We start from the raw sequence: 6,409 nt of genomic DNA, 5'->3' as shown, positions 1-6,409 counted from the left end.
GCACCGATCTTGAGGTTTCGGTGCCCGTTCTGACAAGGCACTCCCGACTTGTCCGACCACAATGTCCAAGATCGGCGCGGCGACAGCGCAGCGAGTGATCGATCTTGGAGTTGCTGGTCGGACAAGTCGGGAATGCTATGTCGAGTCAGGCACACTAAGTCCAAGATCGGCGGGAGCGGGAGCGCCCGCGGCGAGGCGACGGGAGCGGGAGCCCCCGCGGCGAGGCGACGGGAGCGGGAGCCCCCGCGGCGAGGCGGCGGGCTTAGGTGCGGTGGGCGATGAGCGACTTGGTCAGGCCCATGATCTTCTCCTCCCGCAGCACCGAGCCGGGGAAGTACGACCGCATCTGCGTCTTGTCCACCAGCTCCGTCCACAGCACCCGGGCCAGCGCCTCCTCCCGGGTCCGGCCCGGGGTGTAGGCCAACGGCCAGCGCCGGGCCACCTCGCGACGGGCCGCCACCGGGAGGAACTGCATGCCCGGCGCGATCCAGTGTGGTTCCACCGGGAAGTAGCGATACGGCGTCTGCACCCAGTGCCGCGGCGCGAGCAGGTGGACCGATTCGGCAAACCGCAGCCGCCGCTCATGGCCACCGACGTGCTCGATCACCGAATTGGAGAAGACCAGGTCGTAGCGTTGCTCGCGGATCTCGTCGGGTAGCGCGCAGGCGTCGCCCCGGGACACTCGCGCCCACGCGGGAACGTCGGCCGGCTGCTCCTCCAGGTTCACCACGTGCACCTGCCGGGGACGGACCGGGAGCTGACGCCAGAAACCGATGCGCCCGCCGAGGTCCACCACCGACATCTCGGGCAGCTCCGGGAAGGTGTCCAGCAGCCAGCGTGACCGCCGCTCACGTCGCCGGGCACCCCAGGAGTCGGGATTGTCCACGAGCCGCCAGCGCAGCGAGTGAAGGTCCATCGCGGCAGCGTACTCACGCTACAGTCGAGTGACCATCGGCCTGCGGTCACGGGTTGGCATTAACCCCGTCTTAAGCCAGCATTAGCCATGGGTGTTCGGGCTCGTGACCTTGGAATCTCGGACGCTACTGTCTGCCCGCGATCAACCTTCCCACGATCGACCACATGCGACTCACCCGAGAGAAGATCGAACGTTCATGCCTCTTGCGCACACACCGGCTCACGCTCCGGCGCGCCGGGTTCGTTTCGGACGCAGCCGGGCCCTCCTCATCGTCGCAGCGGTGGCCGTGCTCGCCTCCACCGCCACGATTCTGCCCCTTTTCGCCAGTGACGACGACGGCCTGACCCTGCACCCGGTGGCCGACACCACCATCACCCAGGTGTGGCAGGACGGCAACAACGCGGTGAAGACCACGCTCGCCAGTTGCCCCGCGATGTGCGACGGCAACCCGCACGGGCGCCGCGACGCGACGTTGCAGTTCGCCGTGGACCAGTTGCCGCCGAACGCGGTGGACGTGAAGGCCACGCTGCGGGTCTACGCCTGGCACGACTTCACCGCACGCATCCTGGCACGGGCCGTCCCCGGCGGCCTCCGCGCCGCCGCGAACGCCGCTCAGCTCGCCGCGGTGTCCGCCGCCCGCGCCGTCGACCGGGTGCACAAGGGGTTCACCGAGTTCGACATGTCCGGCTCGGTGCGCGGCAACGGGAATTACACGTTCGCGCTGTCCCAGCAGTCCTACTACACCCGCATCTATTGGGCGTCGCGGGAGAACTCCCGGGAGAACCTGCATCCCGAATTGGTCCTGTCCTACAAGACGGCGACCCGGCCGAGCACCACCGGGCCCGCGACGGTCCTGCCGCCGCCGACCACCGCACCGCCGGCCAGCACGCCACCCACCACCACGCCGCCGACCACCAAACCGACCGCCACGAAGCCGCCGGCCACCACCAAACCGCCGGCCACCACCAAACCGCCCGCCGCGCCTGCCGGCTGGAACCTGGTCTGGTCGGACGAGTTCAACGGCAACGGCTTGGACCGGTCGAAGTGGAACCTGCGCGACGGCGAGGGCCGCGACATCGACCGCGGATGCAACGTGGACAGCCCGAAGAACACCTTCGTCTCGGGCGGCCACCTCACCCTCCGCGCGCTCCGCGAGACGGTCAAGTGCAGCTCGCAGACGCGGCAGTTCTCGCAGAGCTACCTCGACACCATCGGCCGGCACTCCTGGACGTACGGCCGCTTCGAGATCCGCGCGAAGTCGCCGAACAAGCCCGGCGCGTCCAAGGGGTTGTGGCCTGCCTTCTGGCTGCGCCCGGAGGACGGCGGCAACGGCGAGATCGACGTCACCGAGCTGCCCGGCGGGCAGGGCTGGTATGACCGGTCCACGGCCGCGATCTTCTACGACTATTCGCCGGTCAAGCAGGACACCCGGATCGCCCTGCCGAGCGGCGGATACCCCGGCGACGGCTTCCACACCTATACCACCGAATGGGACGCGACCTCGCTGAAGTGGTACATCGACGACAAGCTGGTGTGGACGCGCAACCGCAGCACCACACCGTGGTTCGACAAGGCGTTCCACAAGCCGTACAACCTGCGGCTCAACTTCCAGGTGGGCGGCTGGCTCGGCGACCCGGACGGCAGCACCCGGTTCCCGGCCGACTTCGTGGTCGACTACGTGCGCGTCTACCAGCACTGACGAAACCCCGATGGGGACACCACCGACAGGGCCGCACGGCCGTGGCCGTGCGGCCCTGTCGGCATGATCTGCGGTCGCCTATGGTCGAGCAGTGCCCGACGAGCCCGCCCCGCAACGCCCCGCGATACCCGCGCCGCGGACACCGCCCGACAACCTGATCGGGTCCGGCGGCGATCCTCGCGCCCGCCGGGACGGCTTGGGCTGGGTCACCCGGGCCGTCTTCGGCGACCCGCGGCTGCGCCTGACGGTCGACGCCCCGGGTGCGGCAGGCGACCCGGCCGCCGTACGGTACGCCGTGGTCCCCTCCCTGGATGACGCGCGTTTCCTGCTGCCCCTCGCCTCCCGCCGGGTGACCGCCGCCTCCTTGCTGGCCTACAACGCGTTGCGCCCAGCCCGGGTGCGCGCCTCCCGTGCCGCGGTCGGCCTGCTCGCCCGCGCCGGCGCGCTCGGCCTGACCCGCTCGCCGGTGCTGTCCGTGCGGGCCCCGGACGGCGTGCCGACGCTCGCCGGCGAACTGGCCGCGCTCCTCGGCGCGCCCCGGTTGCATGCGGCGATCGGGGTGCGGCCACCGGACCCGCACCACAAGCCCACGCTGCAGTTGTTCGACGACCACGGACGGCCCCGTGGCTACGCGAAGATCGGATGGAACGACGGCACCCGCGCGATGGTGCGGGCGGAGGTGGCCACGCTCGGCGAACTGGCCTCCCGCACCGGCCGGATCGGCGACATGCCAGCCGTGCCACGCCTGATGCACCACGTGCACACGGCGGACCGGGAGATCGCCATCATCGAGCCGATGCCCCGCCGGGTACGCCGGATCCGCCGTCCCGCAACACCGCGCACCGCCGCGATGCTGGCCGTCGCCCGGCACGGCGGGTCGCCCGGCACGCCGGTGCCGTTCGGCGAATCCACCTTCCTGCGTTCCTGGCGCCGCCGCGCCGCCGGGGCCGCCGCGGCCACCACGGGTGGCGCCATCATCGACGCCGCCATCGACGCCCTCGTGGCCCGCGACGGCGCGCTGCCGGTCGAGTTCGGCCACTGGCACGGCGACTGGGTGCCATGGAACATGGCCCGGCACCACGGCACGTTGCTGGTGTGGGATTGGGAGAACCACACCGACGACGCCCCGATCGGCTTCGACCTGGCGCATCAGGCGTTCCAGACCGCGCTGTCCACGCGAGGGCGACCCGCCGGCCGGTGCGCCGACGCGGTGGACGACGCGGTGCGCACGCATGGGCCGGCCCTCGGCCTGGACGACGGCCGGCAGCGGTTCGTGGCCGACGCGTACCTGGTCGAGCTCTGGTTACGCACCTATGAGTTGTCCGGCGGCGGCACCGGCTGGAACGCCAAGCTCCACCCGGCGCTGCTCGACGTGCTGGCCGCTCGGCTACCAGTCGAAGGTCATGTCCAAGCGCCGTGACAGCGCCGCGTTGTGCGGCCGGAAATGCGCGGTCAGCTCGGCACGCACGGCGTCGTCCATGCCCCGGCTGGGACGGTCGTTGAAGACGTCGTAGGACGGCAAGTCGTGCGGCGGCAGCCCGACGAATTCCAGGATCCGCGCGTACGTGCGGGCCGGTTCCCGATAGAGCGTCTCGCTCGCCACGAACAACAGTTGCGCGCGGTCGAAACGGGACAGCCACGGTTCCAGGTGTTCCAGGTAGCGCCCGCGGGCGCGGTAGGAGTACCAGTCGTACGCGGTCGAGTGGTATCCCGGTTCGGCGACCAGCCGTTCCCGCTCCCCCGCCGTGCGCGACTCCTCGGCCTCCAGCGCCTCGGCGAACGTCAGCGGCTCGACACCCTCCCCACGGCGTTCCTTCCAATGCGAGAACGCCCGCTCCACCGGGTCGCGCAGCAGCACGATCATCCGCGCGGCGGGCATCAGCTCGGCCACCCGGGACGCCGCGAGCGGATGGAACATGTACAGCGGAGCCGCCTCGCCCACCCGCACCGGCCCGTCGTGCCGCCGTTGCAGCGCCGCGCGGCGGCGCGCGGTCGGGAAATGCGAGCGGTACCACGCCTCGCCGCGGTCGAAGTTCTCCTCGAAGTAGTGCGAGGTCTTGGTGTTCCAGGCCGGAAACAGTCGCGGCACCAGGGGGTGCTGGACGAGGTAGCGCCACAGCGAGGTGGTGCCGCCCCGCTTGGTGCCGATCACCAGAAAGTCCGGCAGCGGCCGCACCTCGCTTGTCGCCTCGCCGTACCGGACCAGCAGGCTGCGCATCCCTTCGCGGGCCTGGCGCGGCGCGGCGCTCTTGATGCGGTCCCGGACCGTCACGATGTGGCCTCCCGAGGGCGAAGCTGAGCACGGACGTTTGTCAGGTGGGCGCGCACGCGACGGTTGGCGAGCGCCGCCACCGCGCCCGTCGCGAGCAGGCAGAGCGTGACCGACAGGCCGGCCACGCCGCGGCCGGCGGTCACCGCACCGGCCACCGCGGCCAGCCCGGTCACCGCGAGCGCGGCGAGTCCCGTCAGGGCCAGGGCGCGGGACAGCAGCGGCTGCGCCAGGGCACGCCGCGCGAAGATCGCCGCCAGCACGTTCTCCGTCACGATCCCCAGCGACCAGGCCACCGCGGCGCCGGTTGCCGCATATGCCGGGATCAGCGCGACACCGGCCGCCACGTTCACCGCCAGCCCGCACGACGCGGCCAGCAGGTGCTTGCCGCTGTTGCCGCTCATCAGCAGCACCGTCTGCACGATCCCGACGCCGACGTTCACCAGCATGGCGCACGCCAGCACCGCCATCGGGCCCGCACCCGCCGCGAAGTCGGACCCGAACAGCGCCAGGAACGCCGGCGCGAACGCGGCCAGCAGCACGTACGCCGGCCAGGACAGCAGCACGATCCCCACGGTGGTGCGGCGGTACACGGCGGCGGCCTCGGCGCTGCGGCCAGCGCCCAGCAGCCGGGACAGTTGCGGCGCTACCGCCACGCGCAGGCCCTGCATGACCAGCAAGCCGGCCAGCGCGTACCGGCCCACCGCGCCGAAGACGCCCGCCGCGGCCGGCGTGGCCAGCGCCGTGGTGAGCAGCACGCCCACCCACATGCTGCTGGCGTCGATGGCGGTGGACACCGCCCGGGGCAGCGCGAACCCCCAGAACCAGCGCCGGTCCGCCGCGTCCGGGCGCAGACGCGCACCACCGGTCACCCCCAGCGGGCCGGCCACCAGCACCGCCGCCACCACGGCAGCCAACGCCATCGGCAGCAGCCAGCCGGCGAAGCCGGCCACCACCGACCCGCCGAACGCGACCAACGCCCCGATCAACGCCGGCCGGATCATCGGCACGCCGACCAGTTGCACGCCCACGTACGCGCTCACCGGTCGCGTCGCACGGACCGCCGCCAACAGCACGGTGGCCAGCACGAAGACCGGCACGCCCAGGAACGCCAGCCGGATCAGGGCGCGGCCGTCGGTGGTCGCGCCCAGCAGCGCCCGGCCCAGCACCCCGGACAGCGCCCAGCCCACCGCGGCGACCACCGCGGCGAGGATGACCGTGGGCGCCAGCGCCAGCGGCAGCAGCCGGGCGGCGTCGCCGTGTGCGCCGGTCGTGCGGCGCGGAATCGCCCACATCAGACCGGTGTCCGCGCCCAGGCAGCACAGCGGGCCCGCGATGCTGACCACGCCGATCGCGGTGAACAGCGCGCCCGACCCGGTGGCGCCGAAGACCCGGACGATCACCGCGGTGAGCACGAATCCGCAGGCACCGTTGACGGCCGCGCCGAGCAGCCCGACCGCGCTGCTGCGGGTGCTGCGCCGAACCTCGGTGACGTCGGCCGGCGGCACCGTCATCGCGCGGCACC

The 6,409-nt window shown here is 72.1% G+C and carries 5 protein-coding genes; 2 read left to right on the top strand and 3 right to left on the bottom strand.

The genetic code is table 11. From position 1 onward, the window contains the following. Window positions 1–262 precede the first annotated feature (262 nt). Complete coding sequence (locus tag IEY73_RS06580; RefSeq protein WP_189078177.1) at window positions 263–916, bottom strand: class I SAM-dependent methyltransferase; 654 nt, start codon at window positions 914–916, stop codon at window positions 263–265. Between the two features lie 280 nt (window positions 917–1,196). On the opposite strand from IEY73_RS06580, the gene IEY73_RS06575 reads away from it, so the two are divergent. Beyond that, window positions 1,197–2,615 (top strand): glycoside hydrolase family 16 protein, encoded by a 1,419-nt coding sequence (locus tag IEY73_RS06575; RefSeq protein ID WP_189078176.1) that lies wholly within the window; start codon window positions 1,197–1,199, stop codon window positions 2,613–2,615. Window positions 2,616–2,769: 154 nt separating this feature from the next. Beyond that, window positions 2,770–4,035, top strand: a complete 1,266-nt coding sequence (locus tag IEY73_RS06570; protein WP_189078375.1) for a hypothetical protein — start codon at window positions 2,770–2,772, stop codon at window positions 4,033–4,035. On the opposite strand, the gene IEY73_RS06565 is transcribed toward IEY73_RS06570, so the two are convergent. Both IEY73_RS06565 and IEY73_RS06560 read right to left on the bottom strand, forming a co-directional pair. Then, complete coding sequence (locus IEY73_RS06565; protein WP_189078374.1) at window positions 4,003–4,890, bottom strand: sulfotransferase domain-containing protein; 888 nt, start codon at window positions 4,888–4,890, stop codon at window positions 4,003–4,005. The genes IEY73_RS06570 and IEY73_RS06565 overlap by 33 nt on opposite strands. Then, window positions 4,884–6,398, bottom strand: coding sequence for a lipopolysaccharide biosynthesis protein (locus IEY73_RS06560; protein ID WP_189078175.1), 1,515 nt, complete (start codon window positions 6,396–6,398; stop codon window positions 4,884–4,886). The genes IEY73_RS06565 and IEY73_RS06560 overlap by 7 nt, the downstream gene beginning before the upstream one ends. Between the last annotated feature and the right edge of the window lie 11 nt (window positions 6,399–6,409).

This window comes from Mangrovihabitans endophyticus (assembly GCF_014646155.1).
Taxonomy (GTDB): Bacteria; Actinomycetota; Actinomycetes; order Mycobacteriales; family Micromonosporaceae; genus Actinoplanes; species Actinoplanes endophyticus.
This window is presented reverse-complemented; position numbering and strand designations above follow the sequence as displayed.

Excerpts from the sequence above, each read along its gene's own strand:
- IEY73_RS06580 (WP_189078177.1), bottom strand. The coding sequence starts at position 916 with ATGGACCTTCACTCGCTGCGCTGGCGGCTCGTGGACAATCCCGACTCC.
- IEY73_RS06560 (WP_189078175.1), bottom strand. The coding sequence starts at position 6,398 with ATGACGGTGCCGCCGGCCGACGTCACCGAGGTTCGGCGCAGCACCCGC.